20 protein-coding genes are annotated in these 20,379 nt (G+C 71.5%); 11 read left to right on the top strand and 9 right to left on the bottom strand.

Annotated elements, in window-relative coordinates:
* Position 1: 1 nt before the first annotated feature.
* From ABD944_RS16395 to ABD944_RS16370, 6 genes are all read left to right on the top strand, one after another.
* Positions 2–691 (top strand): succinate dehydrogenase cytochrome b subunit, encoded by a 690-nt coding sequence (locus tag ABD944_RS16395; RefSeq protein WP_345177189.1) that lies wholly within the window; start codon positions 2–4, stop codon positions 689–691.
* 18 nt (positions 692–709) lie between these two features.
* Entirely contained in the window at positions 710–2,647 is a 1,938-nt protein-coding gene (locus ABD944_RS16390) for a fumarate reductase/succinate dehydrogenase flavoprotein subunit (RefSeq protein ID WP_378188594.1), read from the top strand.
* Positions 2,648–2,649: 2 nt separating this feature from the next.
* On the top strand, positions 2,650–3,402 hold the full coding sequence (locus ABD944_RS16385; RefSeq protein WP_185032610.1) for a succinate dehydrogenase/fumarate reductase iron-sulfur subunit: 753 nt from the start codon (positions 2,650–2,652) through the stop codon (positions 3,400–3,402).
* A gap of 85 nt (positions 3,403–3,487) precedes the next feature.
* Positions 3,488–4,234, top strand: a complete 747-nt coding sequence (locus tag ABD944_RS16380) for an arginase family protein (RefSeq protein WP_345177183.1) — start codon at positions 3,488–3,490, stop codon at positions 4,232–4,234.
* 86 nt (positions 4,235–4,320) lie between these two features.
* Positions 4,321–6,105, top strand: coding sequence for a tetratricopeptide repeat protein (locus tag ABD944_RS16375; RefSeq protein WP_345177180.1), 1,785 nt, complete (start codon positions 4,321–4,323; stop codon positions 6,103–6,105).
* Positions 6,106–6,109: 4 nt separating this feature from the next.
* Positions 6,110–6,694, top strand: a complete 585-nt coding sequence (locus ABD944_RS16370; protein WP_345177178.1) for a hypothetical protein — start codon at positions 6,110–6,112, stop codon at positions 6,692–6,694.
* Here the strand turns inward: ABD944_RS16370 and ABD944_RS16365 are convergent, their stop codons facing one another.
* The 6 genes from ABD944_RS16365 to ABD944_RS16340 form a co-directional block, all read right to left on the bottom strand.
* A complete protein-coding gene (locus ABD944_RS16365) occupies positions 6,695–7,696 on the bottom strand; it encodes a LysR family transcriptional regulator (protein WP_345177177.1) in 1,002 nt (333 codons plus the stop codon).
* A gap of 84 nt (positions 7,697–7,780) precedes the next feature.
* On the bottom strand, positions 7,781–8,470 hold the full coding sequence (locus tag ABD944_RS16360) for a Crp/Fnr family transcriptional regulator (protein ID WP_345177174.1): 690 nt from the start codon (positions 8,468–8,470) through the stop codon (positions 7,781–7,783).
* A 320-nt stretch (positions 8,471–8,790) separates the two neighbouring features.
* Positions 8,791–9,561, bottom strand: a complete 771-nt coding sequence (locus tag ABD944_RS16355) for a succinate dehydrogenase/fumarate reductase iron-sulfur subunit (protein ID WP_345177172.1) — start codon at positions 9,559–9,561, stop codon at positions 8,791–8,793.
* On the bottom strand, positions 9,558–11,555 hold the full coding sequence (locus tag ABD944_RS16350; protein ID WP_345177169.1) for a fumarate reductase/succinate dehydrogenase flavoprotein subunit: 1,998 nt from the start codon (positions 11,553–11,555) through the stop codon (positions 9,558–9,560). The genes ABD944_RS16355 and ABD944_RS16350 overlap by 4 nt, the downstream gene beginning before the upstream one ends.
* Before the next feature lie 12 nt (positions 11,556–11,567).
* Positions 11,568–12,398, bottom strand: coding sequence for a hypothetical protein (locus ABD944_RS16345; protein WP_345177166.1), 831 nt, complete (start codon positions 12,396–12,398; stop codon positions 11,568–11,570).
* 297 nt (positions 12,399–12,695) lie between these two features.
* Positions 12,696–13,373 carry a helix-turn-helix domain-containing protein gene (locus tag ABD944_RS16340; protein WP_345177164.1) on the bottom strand — a complete coding sequence of 226 codons (678 nt, stop codon included), beginning with the start codon at positions 13,371–13,373 and terminating at the stop codon, positions 12,696–12,698.
* A 129-nt stretch (positions 13,374–13,502) separates the two neighbouring features.
* On the opposite strand from ABD944_RS16340, the gene ABD944_RS16335 reads away from it, so the two are divergent.
* Both ABD944_RS16335 and ABD944_RS16330 read left to right on the top strand, forming a co-directional pair.
* On the top strand, positions 13,503–14,084 hold the full coding sequence (locus ABD944_RS16335; RefSeq protein ID WP_345177163.1) for a hypothetical protein: 582 nt from the start codon (positions 13,503–13,505) through the stop codon (positions 14,082–14,084).
* Positions 14,081–14,647, top strand: coding sequence for an OmpA family protein (locus ABD944_RS16330; RefSeq protein WP_345177160.1), 567 nt, complete (start codon positions 14,081–14,083; stop codon positions 14,645–14,647). Before ABD944_RS16335 ends, ABD944_RS16330 begins: the two co-directional genes overlap by 4 nt.
* 62 nt (positions 14,648–14,709) lie before the next feature.
* Here the strand turns inward: ABD944_RS16330 and ABD944_RS16325 are convergent, their stop codons facing one another.
* A complete protein-coding gene (locus ABD944_RS16325; protein ID WP_345177158.1) occupies positions 14,710–15,564 on the bottom strand; it encodes a serine/threonine-protein kinase in 855 nt (284 codons plus the stop codon).
* A gap of 183 nt (positions 15,565–15,747) precedes the next feature.
* On the opposite strand from ABD944_RS16325, the gene ABD944_RS16320 reads away from it, so the two are divergent.
* A complete protein-coding gene (locus ABD944_RS16320; RefSeq protein WP_345177155.1) occupies positions 15,748–17,385 on the top strand; it encodes an LCP family protein in 1,638 nt (545 codons plus the stop codon).
* Between the two features lie 3 nt (positions 17,386–17,388).
* Here the strand turns inward: ABD944_RS16320 and ABD944_RS16315 are convergent, their stop codons facing one another.
* Positions 17,389–18,009: a prepilin peptidase gene (locus tag ABD944_RS16315; RefSeq protein WP_345177152.1), complete on the bottom strand. Its 621-nt coding sequence runs from the start codon at positions 18,007–18,009 to the stop codon at positions 17,389–17,391.
* A gap of 103 nt (positions 18,010–18,112) precedes the next feature.
* Positions 18,113–18,619, bottom strand: a complete 507-nt coding sequence (locus ABD944_RS16310) for a hypothetical protein (protein ID WP_345177150.1) — start codon at positions 18,617–18,619, stop codon at positions 18,113–18,115.
* Between the two features lie 151 nt (positions 18,620–18,770).
* Here ABD944_RS16310 and ABD944_RS16305 point away from each other — a divergent pair, with 151 nt between their 5' ends.
* Both ABD944_RS16305 and ABD944_RS16300 read left to right on the top strand, forming a co-directional pair.
* Positions 18,771–19,205 carry a hypothetical protein gene (locus ABD944_RS16305; protein WP_345177147.1) on the top strand — a complete coding sequence of 145 codons (435 nt, stop codon included), beginning with the start codon at positions 18,771–18,773 and terminating at the stop codon, positions 19,203–19,205.
* 299 nt (positions 19,206–19,504) lie between these two features.
* Entirely contained in the window at positions 19,505–19,993 is a 489-nt protein-coding gene (locus ABD944_RS16300; protein ID WP_345177145.1) for a hypothetical protein, read from the top strand.
* The last annotated feature ends 386 nt before the right edge of the window (positions 19,994–20,379 follow it).

Here is a 20,379-nt window from a genome sequence, read left to right as displayed (position 1 = left end):
CGTGGCTATAGCGATACCTGCGATCTACCGATCGACCGTCGGCAAGAAGGCCGTGATGGCCGTCACCGGCGGCATCCTCGTGCTGTTCCTGGTCCTGCACATGATCGGGAATCTGAAGATCTTCCTCGGCGCGGAGGACTTCAACCACTACGCCGAGTGGCTGCGCACGATGGGCGAGCCCGCGGTGCCGCGGCGGACGGTGCTGACGGCCCTCGAGCTGGTGCTCGGCGTCTCGGTCGTGCTGCACATGTGGTCGGCGGTGTCGCTCGCCAAGCGCGCGGCGCACGCGCGCCCCGTGAAGTACCAGTCGAAGAAGAAGTCGCACGCGCAGGGCTACGCCGTCCGGACGATGCGGTACGGCGGGATCATCATCGCCGTCTACATCATCTGGCACCTGCTGGACCTCACGTTCTTCGCCCTGAACCCCAAGGGCGCCGACGCCACTCCCTACGAGCGGATGGTCGCCGACTTCGACCCGTCCCGCTGGTACATCACGGTCTGGTACGTCGTCGCGGTCCTGCTCGTGGGGCTCCACCTCAACCACGGCATCTGGAGCGCGTTCCAGACGCTGGGATTGCGCACGCCGCGCAGCCACAACGCCCTGAGGGGCCTCGCCGCGACCACTGCCGCGCTCGTCACGCTCGGCTTCGTCGCCGTCCCCGTCTCCATCACGTTCGGATGGGTGAGCTGATCCATGGCAGCTGACGACATGACCACCGCCTTCTACACGCCCGGCGAGCCGATCGCCGACGCCAAGGCCCCGGCGGGCGCCATCGAGGAGCGCTGGACGACCCGCAAGTTCGAGGCCAAGCAGGTCAACCCGGCCAACAAGCGCAAGAAGAAGATCATCATCATCGGGACGGGGCTGGCCGGCGGCTCGGCCGGCGCCACCCTCGGCGAGGCCGGCTACCACGTCCAGCAGTTCTGCTTCCAGGACTCCCCGCGCCGCGCCCACTCGATCGCAGCGCAGGGCGGCATCAACGCCGCCAAGAACTACCGCAACGACGGCGACAGCGTGTACCGGCTGTTCTACGAGACGGTCAAGGGCGGCGACTTCCGGTCCCGCGAGTCCAACGTGTACCGGCTCGCCGACATCTCGCGGCAGATCATCGACCAGTGCGTCGCGCAGGGCGTCCCGTTCGCCCGCGAGTACGGCGGCCTGCTCGACAACCGCTCCTTCGGCGGCACGCAGGTCTCCCGCACGTTCTACGCGCGCGGGCAGACGGGCCAGCAGCTGCTCCTCGGCGCCTACCAGGCGCTGATGCGGCAGGTGGACGCCGGGAACGTGGAGCTGTACCCGCGGCACGAGATGCTCGACCTGATCATGGAGGACGGGCGGGCGCGCGGCGTCGTCGTCCGCAACCTGATCAACGGCGAGGTCAAGCACTACACCGCGGACGCGGTGGTGCTGGCGTCCGGCGGCTACGGCAACGTGTACTTCCTGTCCACGAACGCGATGGGCTCGAACGTCACCGCGTCCTGGCGCGCCCACCGGCACGGCGCCCTGTTCGCCAACCCCTGCTACACCCAGATCCACCCGACGTGCATCCCGGTCAGCGGCGACCACCAGTCGAAGCTGACGCTGATGTCGGAGTCGCTGCGCAACGACGGCCGCGTGTGGGTGCCGAAGAAGGCCGGCGACACCCGCAGGCCCTACGACATCCCCGAGGACGAGCGCGACTACTACCTGGAGCGCATCTACCCGTCCTTCGGCAACCTCGTCCCGCGCGACATCGCCTCCCGCGCGGCCAAGAACGTCTGCGACGAGGGGCGCGGCGTCGGCCCCGGCGGGCTCGGCGTCTACCTCGACTTCGCCGACGCGATCGCGCGCCTCGGCCGGGACAAGGTCGAGGCCAAGTACGGCAACCTCTTCGAGATGTACGAGCGCATCACCGGCGAGAACCCCTACGACACGCCGATGCGCATCTACCCGGCCGTCCACTACACGATGGGCGGCCTGTGGGTGGACTACGACCTGGAGTCCACGATCCCGGGCCTGTTCGTCATCGGCGAGGCGAACTTCTCCGACCACGGCGCGAACCGGCTGGGCGCCTCCGCGCTGATGCAGGGCCTCGCGGACGGCTACTTCGTCCTGCCGAACACCATCGGCGACTACATCGCCCGCAACAGCCTCCCCCCGGTCGCCGAGACGGCGGTCAGCGAGGCGGAGGAGCGGGTGCGGACGCGGATCGAGCGGCTGCTGTCGATCGACGGCGACCGCACCGTCGACTCCTTCCACCGCGAGCTCGGCCACATCATGTGGGAGTACTGCGGCATGGAGCGCACCGAGGAGGGGCTGCGCAAGGCGCTGGACCTCATCCCCGCGCTGCGCGAGGAGTTCTGGACGCGCGTCAAGGTCACCGGCAAGGGCGAGGAGCTGAACCAGCAGCTGGAGAAGGCGGGCCGCGTCGCCGACTTCTTCGAGCTGGCCGAGCTGATGGTCATCGACGCGCTGCACCGCGCCGAGTCCTGCGGCGGCCACTTCCGGGCCGAGAGCCAGGACGAGGAGGGCGAGGCCAAGCGCGACGACGAGAACTTCGGCTACGTCGCCGCCTGGGAATGGGCCGGGGAGGGCGCGAAGCCCGTCCTCCACAAGGAGGCCCTCAACTTCGAGTACGTCAAGCCCACGCAGAGGTCGTACAAGTAATCATGAAGCTCACACTGCGCGTCTGGCGCCAGAGCGGCCCGCAGGACAAGGGCGGGATGGTCGAGTACAAGCTCGACGACGTCTCCCCCGACGCCTCGTTCCTGGAGATGCTGGACGTCCTCAACGAGAAGCTCATCGCCTCCGGCGAGGAGCCGGTCGCGTTCGACCACGACTGCCGCGAGGGCATCTGCGGCATGTGCTCGCTGGTCATCAACGGCACCCCGCACGGCCCGGAGCGCGCCACCACCACGTGCCAGCTCCACATGCGCAAGTTCAAGGACGGCGAGGTCATCGACGTCGAGCCGTGGCGCGCCAAGGCGTTCCCGGTGGTCAAGGACCTGGTGGTCGACCGGTCGGCGTTCGACCGGATGATCCAGGCGGGCGGCTACATCACCGCGCCGACCGGCACCGCCCCCGAGGCGCACTCGACGCCCGTCCCGAAGCCCGACGCCGACCGCGCGTTCGAGGCCGCCGAGTGCATCGGCTGCGGCGCCTGCGTCGCGGCCTGCCCGAACGGCTCGGCCGCCCTGTTCCTCGGCGCCAAGGTCACCCACCTCGGCCTGATGCCGCAGGGCCAGCCCGAGCGCTGGGACCGCGTCGTGTCCATGCTGGACACCCACGACGAGGAGGGCTTCGGCGGCTGCACCAACACCGGCGAGTGCACCGTCGCCTGCCCGAAGGGCATCCCGCTGGACGTCATCGGCCGGCTGAACCACGACTACCTGAAGGCGACCGCCGGCGGGAAGAAGCGGTAGCGGGCGCGGCAGAGGGAGCGATCCCGGCCGCCGCTGTTCTCGGTCCCGCCCGGAGTACCGGGCGGGACCGTTCTAATGTGTCCGCATGACGGTCACACTCCTCCCCTACCACCAGGACGAACGGCTCCCCGACGCGTCCTTCCCCCTTTCCGGCCTCGACGTCGTCCCCGTGACGCCGGACCTGCCCGACGGCGACGTGTGGCAGCGCGTCGCGGCGCTGTTCGAGCCCGTCGTCGCCGAGGTCGCCCGCCAGATCGACGGCGGTTCGATGCCGCGCGTGGTGTCGGGCGACTGCCTGACCGCCGAGGCCGTCCTCGCGGGCGTGCAGAAGGCGGGGGTGGACGCCTCCGTGGTCTGGTTCGACGCGCACGGCGACGTCCACACGGTGGACAGCTCGACGTCCGGCTACATCGGCGGGATGCCGCTCCGGCAGATCCTCGGCGCCGACACCGCGCTCCTCCCCGACCGGCTGGGCCTGCGCACGCTGCCGGAGGACCGCGCCGTCCTGGTGGACGCCCGCGACCTCGACCCGGCCGAGGCGGAGTTCCTCGCGTCCTCGCAGGTCAGGGTCTGCCCCGTGGACGACGTCGCGCTGCCTCCGGGCCCCCTGCTGCTGCACGTCGACGTGGACGTCATCGACGCCGCCGACCTGCCCGGGCTGAAGTTCCCGGTCGGCGGCGGGCCCTCCGCCGACGCGGTCGTCGCGTCCGTCCGGCGGATCATGGCCACCGGCCGGGTGGCCGCCCTGGACGTCGCCTGCCCCTGGCATCCGCCGGAGGGCGGCGACGACGAGGCCCGCGCCCGGCTGCTGAAGGGCCTGCTGACCGCCTGATCCGGCGCCGGGCCGCTCCGCTCACGCGCTTCGACAGGGGCTGATCTTGCCGTAGCATGCTGCCGCACATGCATAAGGGGGTGCATATGCACGAGCTGATGCACTGTGCAGGCGGCGCCGGCCCGGCGGTGCACCGGACCATCCTGTGCCTGGACGTCGAGGGCTACGGCCGCCGCACGAACGGGGGCCAGCTCGCCGTCCGGGCGGGCTTATACCGGGCCTTACGGCGGGCCCTCGACGAGTCCGGCGTGCCCGCGGCCTCCTGCTACTGCGAGGACCGGGGCGACGGGGCGATGATCCTCATCCGTCCGGACGTGCCGAAGGAACTGCTGGCCGGCCCGTTCCCGGCGCGGCTGGCCGCCCTGCTGGAGCGGCACAACGGCGCCGCGCCGCCGGACGCCCGCATCAGGGTCCGCGTCGCGGTGCACGCCGGCGAGATCCACCACGACGACCACGGCGTCGCCGGCACCGCCATCAACACGGCGTTCCGGCTGCTGGCCGCCGCCCCCCTGAAGGACGCGCTGCGCGCCTCCCCCGGCGTCCTCGCGCTGATCGCCTCCGGCTGGTTCTTCGAGGAGGTCGTGCGGCAGAACCCCGCGTGCCGCGCGGCCGCCTTCCGCCCCGCCCTGGTCGCGGTCAAGGAGCTGCGGGAACGGGCCTGGATGCGGCCGCCGGACTCCTGGCCGCATGCGGACACCGACCGGGTCCTCCGGCTGCTCGCCCTGCACCCCGGCGCGGAGATCTCCGTCCCGGCCGCGGCCGCCCTCATCGACGTCCCCGACGCCGAGGCGCGGCTCCTGCTCGGCGACCTCGGCCTGGCGGAGCGCGCCGAGGGCCGGTACGGGGTGCCCGTCCTCGACCCCGACGCCGCCCCCGGCTCAGGGCTCGCGCCGCACGAGCGCTCGGCCGCCGTCCGCCGCGTCCTCGGCTGGTACCTCGGCACCGCCGGCAACGCGCGCCGCCTGCTGTCCCCCGACCGCGTCACCGCCCCGCCGCTGCCGGACGAGCCGGACCGCGCCCTGCGCTTCGCCTCCGCGGCCGAGGCCCGCCGCTGGTGCGAGACCGAGCGGCCCAACCTGGTCGCCGCCGCCCAGGCCGCCGCCGCCGAGGGCCACCACGACATCGCCTGGCGGCTCCCCCTCACCCTTTTCCGCGGCCCCTGGACCGACTGGAGCGAGGCGCTCCGCGGGGGCCTCGCGTCCGCGCGCCTCCTCGGCGACGACCGCGGCGTCGCCTACGTGCTCGGCGGCCTCGGCTACGCCAGCCAGAACCGGTGGCGGTTCGAGGAGTCCGCCGAGCTGTTCACCGCGGCGTGCGAGGTCTTCTCCCGGCTGGGGGACGTCCGGGGCGAGGCGTGGGCCCTGCACGGGCTCGGCTATGCCTGCCGCCGCCTGCGCCGGTACCGCGAGGCGGTCGTCCACCACCGCCGGTCGGTCCTGCTGGCCGCCGCGGTGGGCGACCGCCGCGACACCGGGCGGGCGCTGACGGCCCTCGGCTACGCCTACGCCGGGCTCGCCGACTTCGGCTCGTCGCTGGACCACTTCGAGCAGGCCCACGGCATCGCACTGGAGGCCGACGGCCGGACCCTCGGCTGGGCCCTGCACGGGCTCGGCTACGCCCACCACGGCCTGCGCCGCCTGCACACCGCCATCGTCCACTACGAGAAGGCGCTGGACGTCTTCCGCGAGTTCGGCGACCGCCCCGGCCAGGGCGAGGCGCTCTACAACCTCGGCCGCGCCCACATGCAGATGTCCCGCCCCGACGCCGCCCGCGACTGCTGGCTGCGCGCCCTCGCCATCTTCGAGGACCTCCGGACCCCGCAGACCGCCGGGGTCGTCGCCCGGCTCCGCTCCCTCGATCCGCGATCATGAGGGGATGACCCTCCAGCAGCACCTGCGCCGGGCCGCCGAAGACTCCCTGCACGCGTTCCCCGAGGCCCTCCGCCCCGACATCTACGTCATCTCGCTCCGGATCTCGCACGGCGAGTTCTCGACCGTCCACGAACTCTGGGACTACCCCTACGACCCGTACATGGCGATCGGCTACAACACCGAGAGCAACGTCCGGCAGAACCTCGAACGCTCCTCCGAGGACCCGCTGGAGGTGCGCTGGAGCTACGCCTACATGCTGCTGGAGGAAGCGGGACCCGCGGGCCACCACCCCGCCGACCCCGAGGGCACCGCCCTCTACCTGGAGGAGGTGAAGCGCCTCGGCCTCTGGTACGAGCCGGGCGACGACGCGGAGGACGAGCAGGACGAACGGCTCTGCGCCCACTTCGACGACCTCTGCATCGACGCCGCGCGCCACCTGCACTCCACGGGCCTCGTCCAGAAGGTGCTGGGCCGCGAGGTGCCGATCGTCCTCTTCGACATGTTCCGCATCATCGAGCCCGACGCCACCCAGGCGGCCAACCCGCCCCACCTCGTCCCGCCCGACTACGTGGCCCTCCAGCAGGGCTGACTAGGCGTCGACCAGGGTCTCCACGCCGGCCGGGAGGCTGCCCGCCAGGGCCGCCTCCACGAGGAACTCCTGGAGGGTCTCCTGGAACGCGCGGGCCGCGTGGGTGAGCTCGACGTCCTTGCGGTGGGCGAGCGCGATGGTGCGGAGCAGGCCGGGACCGTGGCGGCCGCGGCGCGCCTCGTCGTCGGCCAGGACGAGCGGCGTCCCGCGCAGGCCGGGGCGCCCGGCCAGCACCATGCTGGGGACGACCGCGATCCCGAGGCCGACCTCCACGAAGCGCAGGACGGCGTCCATCTCGCCGCCCTCGACCGCGAACCTCGGTTCGAACCCTGCGGCCCTGCACGCGCTGATGGTCGCCTCGCGCAGGTCGTAGCCGGGACGGAACATCACCAGCGGGCGGTTCCGCAGGTCCTGGATGCGCAGGTACGAGCGGCGCGGGAGCTGGGGGGTCTTCGGCAGCCGCTCCGGAGCGCCCGGCTCGGGACCCGCCGGGGACGCCACCACCAGGTACTCGCGCAGGATCGGCGTGGTGTCCAGGGGCGGGTCGCCGTGCAGGGGAAGGATGACCAGGGCCATGTCCAGGGAGCCGCGCGTGAGTTCCCGGACGAGGTCCCGGGAGCCGCCCTCCTCGACGATGAGCTGGATCCCCGGGTACGTGTCGTGGAAGCGGCGCAGGACGTCCGCCAGCAGGCCCGCGCACAGGGACGGCGTCGCGCCGAGCCGGACCCGCCCGCGCTTGAGGCCGACCAGCTCCTGCACCTCCAGGCGGGCGGTGTCGACATCGGCCAGTATGCGCTTCGCCAGGGGAAGCAGCGCCTCGCCGGCGGGAGTCAGGGTGATGTTTCCCCGCGCGCGGCTGAACAGCGACACGTTCAGCTCGCCTTCCAGCGCGCGGATCTGCTTGGACAGCGAAGGCTGCGCGACGCGCAGCAGCTCGGCGGCCTGCGTGAAGTGGCGTACCTCGGCGACCGCGACGAAGTAGGCGAGCTGCTGCAACTGCATCCTGCACAGCGTACGGGCCACCGCGGCCCCTGCCGCGCACCGGGTCAGCACGCCCGGCGGCGGTTCAGCGCGCCTGGCGGCGGTTCAGCGCGCCTGGCGGCGTAAGGCCTTCAGGTCGTGCACGATGACCCGCCGGCGGCCCGTCTCGATCCAGCCGTGCCGGCGCAGCGTGCGCAGCGCCTTGCTGACCGCCTCGCGGGACGCGCCCACCCAGCTCGCCAGCTCCTCCTGCGAGAGGTTCAGCGTGATCTGGAGGCTGTCGCCGCCCGCCGCGCCCGTCCGGTCGTAGGGAACGCCGAACCGCTCCGCCAGCTCGACGAGGCGCTGCGCGACCCGGCCCGTCGCGTCGAACATGCCGAACTCGACGCGCTTGCGGTCGGCGTCGCGCCAGCGCTGGCACAGCATCCGCATGATGAGGACGGAGACGCGCCCGTGCGCCTGGAGGAACGCCATGAACTCGTCGGCCGTCACCGCGAGCGCCCGCACCGGTTCGAGCGCCGTGACCGTCGCCGAGCGGGGCAGCCCGTCGATCGCGGCGACCTCGCCGAGCAGCGCCCCCGGACCGCGCACCGCCAGGAGCGTCTCCCCGCCCATCTCGCGGTAGGCGCACGCCTTGACCCGGCCCCGCAGCAGGATCGCCACCCAGCCGGGGTCCTCCCCCTCTGCGAAGAGGATCTCCCCCCGGGCGAATTCGCGGACGCGGCCGCGGGCCGCCAGTTCCTCGCGTTCCGCCGGAGTGAGATCGCCGAGGAAAGAACCTTCGGGGGCGCTCATGACCACAACGCTAAAGGGCGTGAAGCGTTCCCGCCTCCCGGTAAAGAATCACGGTTGAATCACGCGTTGTGTGCACTTATCCCTACTCGAACATTCGAGGGTGCGCCAGTGTTGGACGCGGCGTGCACGGCCGGAGGTCGTCTCGGCGTCCACGGCGTTCACGGGGAACGGCGGAACGGCGGGCGGCGGGCCGGGGGCGCGCCGCCCGCCGGGCCACGGAGCGCCGCCTGCCAGAACGGCGCCCCGTGACGGGAGCGGCGGAAACGCGAACGCCCCCCGTCGCGCGGGGCGGCGGGGGACGTTCGCGAAAGGCCGTGCGGTCAGGCGGAGGGGGTGTCCTCGCCCTTGCGCACGATGCCGAGCTTGCTGCCGAGCCACACCAGCGGGTCGTACTTGCGGCCGACGACCCGCTCCTTCATCGGGATCAGCGCGTTGTCCGTGATCTTGATGTGCTCCGGGCAGACCTCGGTGCAGCACTTGGTGATGTTGCAGAAGCCGAGCCCGTGGTCGTCCTGCGCGATGTTGCGCCGGTCGGCCTGGTCGGCCGGGTGCATCTCCAGCTCCGCGATGCGCATGAGGAAGCGCGGGCCCGCGAACTCGGGCTTGTTCTCCTCGTGGTCACGGATGACGTGGCAGACGTTCTGGCACAGGAAGCACTCGATGCACTTGCGGAACTCCTGCGAGCGCTCGACGTCCACCTGCTGCATGCGCAGCTCGCCCGGCTTGGCGTCGCCCGGGTCGAACGAGGGGACCTCGCGTGCCTTCTGGTAGTTGAACGACACGTCCGTGACCAGGTCGCGGATCACCGGGAAGGTGCGCACCGGGGTGACGGTGACCGTCTCCTCCGGGTCGAAGGTCGACATCCGGGTCATGCACAGCAGCCGCGGCATGCCGTTGATCTCCGCGGAGCACGAGCCGCACTTGCCGGCCTTGCAGTTCCACCGGACGGCGAGGTCGGGCGCCTGCGTGGCCTGAAGCCGGTGGATGATGTCGAGGACGACCTCGCCCTCGTTCACCTCGACGGTGTAGTCGGTGAGCTCGCCCGCGCCGTCGTCGCCGCGCCAGACCTTGAACCTCGCCTCGTAGCTCATCGGCCGTCCTCCTCGTTCTCCGCGGCGTCGTCCGCGTCCGGCTCCGGCGCGGCCTCCGCGTCGCCGGCCGGGCCCTTCCCGGCGAGGGGCGTCGGCAGCTCCTCGGCGGTCAGGTACTTCTTCAGCTCGTCGTTGTCGAACAGTTCGAGCAGGTCCTGCCGCATCGGCGTCAGCGGCTGGCGCCTCAGCTCGACGTGCGGCGAGGACGGGTCGCCGGCCAGCGAGCAGACGAGGTTGACCTTCCGCCACTCCGGCGACATCGCCGGGTAGTCGTCGCGGGTGTGGCCGCCGCGGCTCTCCTGGCGCTCCAGCGCCGCCTTCGCGACCGCCTCGGACACCAGCAGCATGTTGCGCAGGTCGAGCGCGAGGTGCCAGCCCGGGTGGTAGCCGCGCCCGTCGCCGACCGCGACGGGGTCGACGCTGACGGCCGCGACCCGCTCGCGGAGCTTGCCGAGCGACTCGATCGCCTGCTTCAGCTCCTCTTCCTTGCGGATGATGCCGACCAGCTCGTTCATCGTCTGCTGCAGCTCGGCGTGGACGGCGTAGGGGTTCTCGCCGCCCTCCCGCTCGAACGGGGCCATCGCCTCGGCCGTCGCCGCCTCGATCTCGGCGTCGGGGACGGCGGGACGCGCCGGGAGGCCGTCCACGTACTCCGACGCGCCGAGCCCGGCCCGGCGGCCGAACACCAGGAGGTCGGACAGCGAGTTGCCGCCGAGCCGGTTCGAGCCGTGCATGCCGCCGGAGACCTCGCCCGCCGCGAACAGGCCGGGCACCTTGGCGGCGCCGGTGTCGGGGTCGACCTCCACCCCGCCCATCACGTAGTGGCAGGTCGGGCCGACCTCCATCGGCTCCTTGGTGATGTCGACGTCCGCCAGCTCCTTGAACTGGTGGTACATCGAGGGCAGCCGCTTGACGATCTCAGCGGCGCCGCCCGGCATCCGGTCGACGACGGTGAGGAAGACCCCGCCGTGCGGCGACCCGCGTCCCGCCTTGACCTCGGAGTTGATCGCGCGCGCCACCTCGTCGCGCGGCAGCAGCTCGGGCGGGCGCTTGTTGTTGTCGGGGTCGTCGTACCAGCGGTCGCCCTCCTCCTCGGTGGTGGCGTACTGGTTCTTGAAGACCTCGGGGATGTAGTCGAACATGAACCGCTTGCCCTCGGAGTTGCGCAGGACGCCGCGGTCGCCGCGCACCGACTCCGTCACGAGGATGCCCTTGACGGACGGCGGCCAGACCATCCCCGTGGGGTGGAACTGGACGAACTCCATGTTCAGCAGCGATCCGCCCGCGAGCAGGGCCAGCGCGTGCCCGTCCCCGGTGTACTCCCAGGAGTTGGACGTGACCTTGAACGCCTTGCCGATGCCGCCGGTCGCCAGCACCACCGCGGGCGCCTCGAACACGACGAACTTGCCGGTCTCCCGGACGTAGCCGAAAGCGCCGCAGATCTTCCCGTCGGCGTCCTTCAGCAGCCGCGTGACCGTCGTCTCGGCCCAGACCTTCAGCCTGGCCTCGTAGTCGCCGTGCTCGGCGTGGTCCTCCTGCTGGAGGGCGACGATCTTCTGCTGGGCGGTGCGGATCAGCTCCAGGCCCGTCCGGTCGCCGACGTGCGCCAGCCGCGGGTACTCGTGCCCGCCGAAGTTGCGCTGGCTGATCTTGCCGTCCTTGGTGCGGTCGAACAGCGCGCCCCACAGCTCCAGCTCCCAGATGCGCTCCGGGGCCTCCTTGGCGTGCAGTTCCGCCATGCGCCAGCTGTTCATGAACTTGCCGCCGCGCATGGTGTCGCGGAAGTGGACCATCCAGTTGTCGTTGGCGTTGACGTTGCCCATCGCCGCGGCGGCCCCGCCCTCGGCCATCACCGTGTGGGCCTTGCCGAACAGCGACTTGGAGATGATCGCGGTCTTCTTGCCCTGGAGGCGCGCCTCGATCGCCGCGCGCAGCCCGGCGCCGCCCGCGCCGATCACCACGACGTCGTAGAGGTGCCTCTCGATCTCAGTCATGATTCCTTGGCCTCAGTTGAAGATGCGCAGGTCGGAGATGGTGCCGCTGGCGACCAGCGCGACGTACAGGTCGGCCACCACCAGCGAGCCCAGGGTGATCAGGGCGTACATCCCGTGGCGCTGGTTGATCTTGGACACCCAGCCCCACATCCGGTAGCGGAAGGGGTGCTTGGAGAAGTTCTTCAGCCGGCCGCCCACGATGTGCCGGCACGAGTGGCACGACAGCGTGTACAGCCAGAGCAGGACCACGTTCGCGACCAGGATGAGCGTGCCGAGCCCGATGCCGAACCCGCCGTCCTTGCCGTGGAAGGCGCGGACCGCGTCCCAGGTGTTGATCAGGGAGATCGCGAAGGCGGCGAGCCAGAAGTACCGGTGCAGGTTCTGGCCGATCAGGGGGAAGCGGCGCTCACCGGTGTACTTGCCGTGCGGCTCGCGGACGGCGCACGCGGACGGAGCCGCCCAGAACGAGCGGTAGTAGGCCTTGCGGTAGTAGTAGCACGTCAGCCGGAACAGCAGCAGGAACGGCAGCGAGATCGCCGCGAAGGGGATCCAGCCGCGGGTGGCCGCCGGCAGGAAGGTGCCGAACTCCGCCGCGTCGCCCGTGTGGCCGTCCACCGTGACGTTGTTGCAGATCTCGTTCAGGCACGGGGAGTAGAACGGCGTCAGGTAGTGGAACTCCGGCACGTAGAAGGCCGCGCCCCAGAAGGCCCGGACGGTCGCGTACACCACCCATGCCGTGAAGATCACGAAGGTCGTGACCGGATACAGGCGCCAGTTGTCCTTGCGGAGGGTGCGTTCCTTGATCTGGGCGCGCGACTTGGCCGGCGCCTCCACAGTGGTCATCGATCGCTCTCCTGAGCTCGGGTCGTCGTGTCCCCGTACCACGGTCCGCGCGCACCATGCGGCCGTTCGCGCCTCGGCCGGCGGCGGGGCGCCCCGGCCGGGCCGCGCGCGGCGGCCGGAGGCCGTGCCGCATGCGGGCCGTGACGCCTCGTGTGCGCTTCCAGCGAAGCGACCCTACGCCACCCGCCAGGAGCTGTGACATACATAACAGGCAGACCCGCATGTGACCCTGACCACAGACTTTAGCCCGTTCAGCGCCCTTTCACGGCCTCCGGGACCCATAACCAGTCGTTATGATCAAATTGAATCGAGACGAGACCGCTGCGGCATGGCCGCCCGATCGCCGGGCGTGTGCTTCAGCACCGTCCGGGCGAAGTGCGCCTCGGCCTCGCTCGTGCGGCCGGCCCCGTACACCCGCAGCACCTCGGCGAGATCGGGGAAGCGGTCGGCGATGAGCCCGGCGGCCGCCTCGATCTCGGCGGCGGACGCCACCTCGCGCAGCAGGGCCTGGACGAGCCGCGCCGGCTCGGCCGCCCCGCGTCCGGCCGCACGCTCCGGCGCCCCGCCTTCGACCGCGCGCTCCGCCGCGCCCTCGGCGCTCGACGACGCGGGCCCGGCGGGGACGCGCCCGGAGACCGCGCCGCGCATCCCCGACGTCGTGGCCGCCGACTCCGCCTTGATCTCCTCCAGCCGCGCCTGGACCCCGGCGGCGGTCAGCGCGTCGAAGCCGGGCGCGGCGACGAGGTCCTCGACCGCCATCAGGCGGTGCAGGACGGCCGGGTTGCTGATCTTGGCGCGCTGGCCCGACATGAGCTGGGAGAGCATCGGCGCCGAGAGCCCGAGCACGCCGGCGAGCCCCGACTGCGACATCCCGAGGCGGCCGAGCAGCGGCCGGACGCGGTCGCCGAGCGGCTCTCCGTACCACTCGGTCTGCAGCGCGCGGTTCCGGGCGATCGTGTCCTCGGCGACGCTCACCTCACCGGCCCCCCTTGACGATTTACAGATGCAAACGCTAGATTCGCGACCGCACATGGTTGTGCGGATCCGCTGCCATCGTGCCACGGAAAACAGTGTTTGCATATGTGACGATCGGAAGGATAGACGATGGGCCTGGCACATCGCCTGGGCGCCGCCACCGCGACGGCCCTGCTCCTCACCGGCGGCCTGGCCGGCTGCTCCCTGCCGGGGACGGACGGGCCCTCGTCCTCGTCCTCGTCCTCCTCCCCGGCAGGCGGCAGGAAGGCCGCGGGCGCCGTGGGCGGCGCGAGCTTCGACGACGCCGCCAAGCCGGTGGTGAAGGGCACCTTCGACAGCCCGATCGCCCAGGGCGCCAAGCTCGACATCGCGGTCATGGGCCTCAGGGCGAAGGGGAGGCTCGCCACCCTCACCGTGCAGCTCACCCCGCACGTGCCCCCCGGCGGACCGACCCGCGTCAACGCCTACCGCCTCAACGGCGAGCACGGCCTCGGCACGGCGCTGATCGACCCGGTCAACCTCAAGCGGTACGTCGTGGTGAAGGACTCCGGCGGCAAGGAGCTGCAGACCGACGAGATCTTCACGAACATGGCCAACGACCAGCCCACCCCGTTCTACTTCACCTTCGCCGCCCCGCCCGAGAACGTGAAGTCCGTCGACCTGCAGATCGGCACATGGCCCACCTTCCGCGACGTCCCGGTCGAGCGGTGAGCCGCGTGCGCCGTCCGGCCGTCCTCGCGGGCGCCCTGGCCCTCGTGCTCGCGGTCCCGGCCGTCGCCGGGGCCGACCCCGGAGCCCCGGACCAGAACCTGGCCCAGAGCGTCCTTTCGATCGAAACCGACGCCTCCGTGCGCGGCATCGACCTCGAACAGGCGGTCGTCCCCCTGGAGGAGGAAGAGGCCGGCGGGCGTCAGGTCACCGTCCGCATCTCGGCGGACGTCCTGTTCGACTTCGGCAAGGCGACGCTCACCGGCGCCGCGCGCCGCCGCATAGCCGAGCTGGCGCCCCGCCTCCGCGACGCCCGGGGAGCCGTCCAGGTGTCGGGGCACTCCGACTCCATCGGCGACCCCGCCTCCAACCTGACGCTCTCCGAGCAGCGCGCCGAGGCGGTCAAGGCCGAGCTGGCGGGCGCCCTGACGGGGACGGGCCCGCGGATCGAGGCCCGGGGCTACGGCGAGACCAAGCCCGTCGCCCCCAACGAGCAGGGCGGCAAGGACGACCCCGCCGGCCGCGCCAAGAACCGCCGAGTCGAGATCGTCTACGAGAAGAGCTGACAGCGGGCGGCGAGCGCAAGGACCGCCGCGTGGTCATCTCCGCCGCCCGGTGCCCCTTCCGCTCAGACGGGTGCGGGCGGCGGGCCCAGGTGGTCGAAGATCTGCAGGGGCTCGCCGTCCAGCGTGCGGACGGGGAAGCGAAGTTCCAGCCGGCACGCCGCCAGCGCCCGGCGCGCCGCCTCGGCGTGCGCGGGGCGCTGCGCCGGGTCGGCCGCGCACAGATGCGCGACCAGCGCCCATAGCAGGGGCGGGACACCGGGGGGCGGCACGCCGATGCGCTGGCGCGGCGCGGGGTCCCCGGCGCCGGTCAGCATCCGCCAGGCGACCATGCCCGCGGCGTACAGGTCCTGCCGGGGGCCGGGACGGTCCCAGTCGAGCACCTCGGGAGCGAGGTACCCCGGCGTCCCCACGACGAAGCCGGTGGTGGTGAAGCGCTGGTCGTCCTCCCCCAGCGCGATCCCGAAGTCGGCGAGCCGCACGTGCGGCGCCCCGACCGGGCTCGGCTCCAGCAGCAGGTTGGCGGGCTTGACGTCCCGGTGGACGACCCCGGCGCCGTGGATGTGGCTCAGCGCGGCCAGCAACTGGTCCAGGATCTCGGCCGCGTACTCGGGCGGAAGCCTGCCGTAGTCCCCGAGGAGCGTCTCCAGCGAACCCCCGCGCACGAGGTCCATGGCGAGGAGCACGTCGTCGTACGCCATGCACGAGGCGTAGGGGGTCAGCACGTGGGGGTGCGCCATGCGCAGCGCCCGTTCCCGGACGACCCGCAGCATCGACGTCGCGCCCTGCTGCCGGACGAGCTTGGCCGCGCAGTACCGCCCTTCCGCATGGTCGAACGCGCGCCACACGCGGCTGGTCCCTCCCACCCCGATCCGGTCGAGCATGGTGAACCGCCCGCCGATCACCCACCCCGCGTCCACGGCACCGATCGTACGGAAGGCCGCCCGCCCCGCGACCCCGGATTTCCGCTCGCCTGTCAACAGAACGGGCGTTCTAGGCATCTAACACTTGGAGGTACAGGCTCCCCCAGTCGGCGGCCTCCCTAAACTGACGGACCACGCAGACCACGTGCCCTCCCCAGGGCCCGCCCCGAAACGGGACCGATGAGCGACAAAGACCCTCGCCGCGACGACCTCGCGGGGGACGAGGCCGCCCGCCGGCCACCGGCGGCCCCAGAGGCGGCCGGCGGCACGGAACCGGATTCCCCGGGACGAGACGCTTCCGCGGAAGCCGAGACGGACGAGCCGGCTACGGGCGAGGAGAAGTCCACCGCCGACGACAAGGACGCCGACGACAAGGAGGCGGTCGCGCCCGGCGGGGCGGAGGCGGAGGAACGCGGGCCGGACGAGGCGGCGCCCGCCGGGACCGCCACCGGAGCCCGGCGCGGTGGCGGGCGGCGGAAGGGGCTGCGGTGGGTCGCGGTCGGCGCGGTGGCGCTGCTGCTGGCCGCCGGCGGCGGCGCGGCGTGGCTCTACCACGACCTCGTCGGCGGGATCGAGCAGAAGCACGTCAGCGACAAGCTCGGCGCGAACCGGCCGAAGAAGCTCAACAAGTCGCTCAACATCCTGCTCATCGGGTCCGACACGCGGGAGGGCGAGAACTCGGAGTACGCGGTGCCGGGGATGGCCGGGGCGCGGTCGGACACCACGATCCTGCTGCACCTGTCGCCGAACCGGGACCAGGCGATCGGGATCAGCTTCCCGCGCGACTCGATGGTGAAGATGCCGGCGTGCAAGAAGGAGAAGGGCGGCACCGTCCCGGCCCAGTTCGGGATGCTGAACGCGGCATTCGCGTACGCGGGGCCGACGTGCACGTGGAAGACGCTGGAGTCGCTCACCGGCATCCACATCGACCATTTCGTCCAGGTGGACTTCGCCGGGTTCAAGCGGATGGTGGACGCCCTCGGCGGCGTCGAGATCTGCGTCGACAAGCCCGTCAGGGACCCGAGGGCCGAGCTCTACCTGAAGGCCGGGAAGCAGACCGTGAAGGGGGACGACGCGCTCGGCTACGTGCGCGCGCGCTACTCGCTCGGCGACGGTTCCGACCTGGAGCGCATCGAACGGCAGCAGAAGTTCATGGCGGCGGTGGTCGACAAGGCCACCAGCGGGTCCGTCCTCAAGGATCCGGCGAAGACGTACAAGTTCCTCAAGGCCGCCACCAAGTCGATGACGACCGACGACGACCTGGATCTGGCGGGGATGCGGAAGCTGGCGGACGGGCTCAAGGGGATGAGCGCGGGCCAGGTGCGGTTCGTCACCGTCCCCGTGGAGGGGTACGCGCCGGATCCCAACCGCGTCCAGTGGAACGAGGAACTCGCGAAGCCGCTGTTCGAGGCGATCCGGCACGACGACGAGCTGCCCGCGGAGCCGGCCGAGCCCGCCCGGCCGCGGCCGGCGCCGCCTTCGCCCGGCAAGGTGCGCGTCACCGTGGTCGACGCGGGCGCCCGGGACGCCCGGGTGAAGCAGGTCGTGAACCAGCTCCGGCAGCGCGGGTTCACGGTGGAGAAGAAGGTCGAGAAGGCCGCCGCGGAATCGGAGAGCCGCCTCGTCTACGCGCCGGCCGCGGAGGCGCAGGCGTCGGCGCTCGCGCGGGACGTCCCGGACGCGCTGCTCACCTCCGACCCCGCCGGTCCGCGGGACGGCGTCCGGCTCGTCATCGGGGCGAACGGGGTGCGCCTCGCGCCGCCCGCCATCAACAAGATCGGCGGAGGCGTCAAGGCGGGCCGCAAGCTCTGCGGCTGACCCTCATCCGGCCGCGAGCAGGATCGCCGCGAGCGTCCCGGCGAGCATGCAGGGGCCGAAGGGGAAGTCGCCCTTGCGGGAGCGGCGGGCGATCATGATGCCGAGGGCGACGAGGCCGCCCGTCAGGTAGGTCGTGAGCAGGCCGGTGATCCAGGCGTGCTGCCCGAACCAGCCGAGGTAGAGGCCGAGCACGCCGGACAGCTTGACGTCCCCGAGGCCGATCCCGGACGGGACGAGCAGGGCCTGCGCGAAGTACAGCGCGAACAGCGCGGCCATGCCGGCGAGCGCGTGCTCGAACCGCCGCGCGCCGTCCTCGGTGAACGGCGCCGCCGCGGCGAGCAGCACCGCCGCGACGCCGTAGGACGGGAGCGTGAACCGGTCGGGCAGCCGCTTGACCCCGACGTCGATGAAGCCGAGCAGGGCGCCCGCGGCCGCGAGGTACAGCAGCGCGGGCAGGACGGGCTCGAACCCGACCCGCCATCCGAGCACGCCGAAGAGGGCGGCCGTGACCAGCCCCATCAGGATCCGGCGGCGGCGCGGGACCTCGCCCACGTAGGGCGCCGCCAACGGCGCCGCGAGAACGCCGACCGCGAACCCGGCGGGCACCAACACGAACGCGACCATCGACCCTCGCCCCGATCCGGCGTCTGCACAGCCTCCGGCACTTTAACCGCCCGGACGGGACGCCCGTCCGGGCTTCGGGAGGCCGGGGGACGGCCGGCGGCGGTCAGCGCCGGTATTGGCGGTCGTGGCGGCGGTCGTAGCGGCGGTCATAGCGCGGGGAGTAGCGGTCGTCATAGTCGTCATCGCCGTTGATCAGGATCCAGACGAAATAGCACAGCACCAGCCCGGCGAGCACGCTCCCGATGTCGATCGCGCCGCCGCCGTTGAAGGACTCGTGAGTCGCGGGGGCCGTGCACACGTGGTCCTTGCACTTGGCGCCCTTGTGCTTCTCGCGCCATTCGTCGGGCGGTGACTTCACGCGGACGTACGGCTTCTCGTCGATCAGCACGGCCTCCTGCCGCACGCCGTCCTCCACCGCGGTCGCACCGGGCTTGAAGTACTTGCCGGAATGGATCTGGGGCCGGCCCTGGTAGATCGCGTTGACGGCCTTCGCCTGCAGCCAGGAACGGTTGGCCACGCAGATGATCAACACGATGCCCATCATCACGAGGAGCACGACGCGGGCGATCAGCCCGATGCAGCCCAGCCCGGCACTCCGTCGATAGAACACACTGAGGACCCGTCCGGAGACCCCCGGAAGACGCAACCGCCGAGGGCACAGGGGTCGCCGGCTTGCTCGGTGCCACCGCGCGCGGACGGTCCCTTACCGCGGGGCCTCAGAACCCCGCGGTCATGCAAACCACATCTCAGAAAGGCATCTCATGTACGAGATCCCCGACCAGGAGAAGTTCCCCCCGTTCCGGAGGCTCTTCTTCGCTTTGGAACAGGCTCGGCCCGACCGCGCGGCCCTCCTGACGCGCCACGTTCTGGCGGAGCTGAATCTCCCGTACGACGTCGCGCAGAGGCTGGAGCAGTTCGCGTACGAGCTCCTGCTCAACGCCTATCAGCACACGACGGGCGTGGACCTCGCCCGCGTGGGCGACGAGCCGCTGCCGCGCAACATCCGCCTGGAGGTCGGCACCGTCGACGTGCGCGGCACGACCCGCGTCCGCGTCGCCGTCTACGACCGGGGCGACCTGCGCGACTTCCACTGGTCGTCGGCCCGCCGCGGCCTGACCTCCATCCGGGACTACGCCCACGAGTACGGCTGCGAGGCCGCATCACCGTACGGCAAGGTCGTGTGGGCCCAGATCTGATCGCGGGCCCCCCGCCCGCCGTCCGCGCCAACGGTCGCCACGGCTCCTGATCGGAAGCCGAGGCGAGGAGACGGACCGGCCTCCACCCCCGACGGGGGTGGAGGCCGGTTCTTCTTTTGCCCTGAACCTGACACAGCCCGCCGGATTCGGTGACGCGACGCCGTTTCGGCCGGCTGGAGACCCCCTACCACCTGCGTCCGCTCACCCGACGAGAGTTGCGGTCCATGGCCGCATCCGGACGGTAGACCTCGCGAGTGACCTTCCCGGCTCTCGCCACGCAACCAAGAAGGAGTGTTTCCATGCACGGATCGACCGTCATCGGCGCCTCTCGTTCGCAGCGCAGGCCCGCGTTCGAGAGCGACCAGCAGGTGCCCTACGCCATCGACCTGCAGTCGTTCGAGCTCAACGAGCCCACGGACGCCATGGTCAGGCACGCGGTGCAGGGCATGTTCAGCGACCTCCCCGAGGAGGTGCAGGGCGACGTGAGGCGGGTCGCGATGGAGCTGATCCGCAACACCCAGCCCCTCTGGCGGCCGCAGGCCGGGGTCATCCGCCCCGGCAGCCCGGCCGTCACCGTGACGCTGGGCTGGGCCACCGACGAGCGCCCCCACGAGTGGGTCAAGTACCCCCTCATCACGGTGAGCGACGGGAACGCCGCCATGCCCGACGTGCGGGACCTGACCAGGACCTGGCTCGGGCTGGTGGTCGAACTGACCCACCGGTGCGGCGCCTTTCGCACCACGTCCGGCAAGCGTTACTGGGCTCTCGTGAGCCCCGACGCGCGCTGATCTCCACCTGAACGACGCCCGGCTTTCACCGATCCGGGCGATGCAGTGGCCGGCCGCCATCCCCTCTCGGGGGTGGCGGCCGGTTCTACTTGTGCCCTTGCACACACATCGCCCGACTTCTTCCAAGAAACGGGTTGCCGATCCGACGGGGCTCTGTACAGTCATCCATGCGGGTTCTTGCGACCCGTCAATTTGTTCACAGTTGGTTGCAAATAAGAACGGGGTTACTGATATGGCCAAGAAGGTTGGCGAGAACGAAGACGGCGACATCATCCTCGACGACGACGGCGTCGTTCGGGGTGACTGACGAACAGTGATGATCGCGGCTTTCGAGCCGCTTTGATTTGATTACCAGGCCGTCCTCGTCCCGGGTTTCCGGGGCGAGG

It is taken from the genome of Actinomadura verrucosospora (assembly GCF_039540335.1).
Taxonomy (GTDB): Bacteria; Actinomycetota; Actinomycetes; order Streptosporangiales; family Streptosporangiaceae; genus Spirillospora; species Spirillospora verrucosospora.
The sequence above is the reverse complement of the archived record's forward strand: the minus strand, read 5'-3'. Positions and strand labels throughout refer to the sequence as shown.